Source organism: Campylobacter sp. BCW_6871 (assembly GCF_001762325.1).
GTDB lineage: Bacteria > Campylobacterota > Campylobacteria > Campylobacterales > Campylobacteraceae > Campylobacter_D > Campylobacter_D jejuni.
Map to the genome: position 1 here is coordinate 1 of NZ_MJWQ01000068.1, position 1,471 is coordinate 1,471.

2 protein-coding genes and 1 pseudogene are annotated in these 1,471 nt (G+C 23.9%); all 3 read left to right on the top strand.

The genetic code is table 11. From position 1 onward, the window contains the following. Positions 1 to 184, top strand: a pseudogene (locus AJ930_RS08460) (hypothetical protein); the annotation flags it as partial. A 70-nt stretch (positions 185 to 254) separates the two neighbouring features. Further along, positions 255 to 605: a DUF4299 family protein gene (locus AJ930_RS08465; protein ID WP_044779597.1), complete on the top strand. Its 351-nt coding sequence runs from the start codon at positions 255 to 257 to the stop codon at positions 603 to 605. After that, positions 605 to 1,237: a hypothetical protein gene (locus AJ930_RS08470; RefSeq protein WP_070240313.1), complete on the top strand. Its 633-nt coding sequence runs from the start codon at positions 605 to 607 to the stop codon at positions 1,235 to 1,237. Before AJ930_RS08465 ends, AJ930_RS08470 begins: the two co-directional genes overlap by 1 nt. The last annotated feature ends 234 nt before the right edge of the window (positions 1,238 to 1,471 follow it).

Consider the following 1,471-nt stretch of genomic DNA (forward strand, 5'->3'; position numbering starts at 1 on the left):
AGATAAATATATTTCTTTTATCACTAATGCTAAAGCAGAGCTTATAGAATGGAAAAGTATTGAATTTGATGGGGATAGGTACAGTAAAACATTTGAAAGAATGTTAAATGATGAAGATATAGCCCTTTATGCTCTTATCAATCGTGCTAGAATGATTAAACAAAATAGAATCAGTTTTGTGTAAATGTTTTCCTTATGATTTAATATAAAAAGATTTTTAGTTATAATTTCATTTTATATTTAAGGAAAAATTTATGGAAGATTTAAAACTTTTACAAAGGCGTTGGGAAGAAGCTTATGAAGCTATACCTAAACTTTATGAAACACCCGATGGGTTAATAATAAATTTCACCCTAAGTGAAGATACAGATACTATTCTTTTTAAAAAACCTTGGGAAAATTTTGAATTAGATGATGAAGATAAAGAAGCCAAATGGAGATTAAGCTTTTTTAGCATTAGCGAAGATAAACCTTTAGGATATTTAGAATATAAAGAAGCACTAGAAAAACTACAAGATTTTTCTTTAATTCAATCAGAAGAAAGGATTTTAATTAGAGCAATGAGTTTAGAAGAGCTTGAAAGCTTAGAGCTTAAAGGGTGGTAATGCTTCCTCAACCTATATTTTTAAATAAACTTGTAGAATTTTTATCTGATGAGAATTTAGATATTGTAAATATGAAAAAAGGTGTAGATAAAATTTTTTCTAAAAAAGATTTTTACGCTATATTAGAATTAAATATTAAAATTATGAATATAGCGAAATTAATTTTTAAAAGTGATGAACAATTAAATATATTATTACCACAAGCTTCTGATTATAAGAATACAAATTATTTTCCTCAAGAATTAGAGTTAAAAAAAGAAATGGATGTTAATCTTAATGATTTAAAAAATTGTGATAATAAAAAAATAATAGAAATAATAAAGCAAGAATATCAAAATAATCTGATTAAAGAATTGGATATTAATTCTCAAAAAGAAAAAATCAAAATACTTTTTATTATTAATGAAGTGCCAAAATTTTTAAAATCAATCTATAAAGAATGTGAGTTTAAAGAATATGGATTAGCAAATTATTTGGAATTTGATGAAATTTGGGATTTTTATGAAAATAATATTAGATATTTTACTATTTTAACTCCTATGGGTGCAAATAAAATAAAATTGCGTTTAGAAAATACACAAAACAGCGAAAAAGAACTCAATATCATAGAAGTAAATTTAGATAAAAAATAGATTTTAACAACAAAAATAAGCAATTTCTTTTTCTACTCAAATTTAGACTATTTGTGTTAAAATAATAAATATAAAAATTAAAAACATAGTGGATTTATACCAAATTATAAACACCATAAACTCAACCCCCAAAAGGATCATCAATGTCCCTTAATTCCTTTATGAGTCTTGATATATCAAATTCTACTTCAAATCCCCTACCCTTTAAAATCACTAAAGCCATTATCAAAGAAA

What these genes read in the sequence shown, in the direction of transcription:
- AJ930_RS08465 (WP_044779597.1), top strand. Translation starts at nt 255, where the DNA reads ATGGAAGATTTAAAACTTTTACAAAGGCGTTGGGAAGAAGCTTATGAA.
- AJ930_RS08470 (WP_070240313.1), top strand. Translation starts at nt 605, where the DNA reads ATGCTTCCTCAACCTATATTTTTAAATAAACTTGTAGAATTTTTATCT.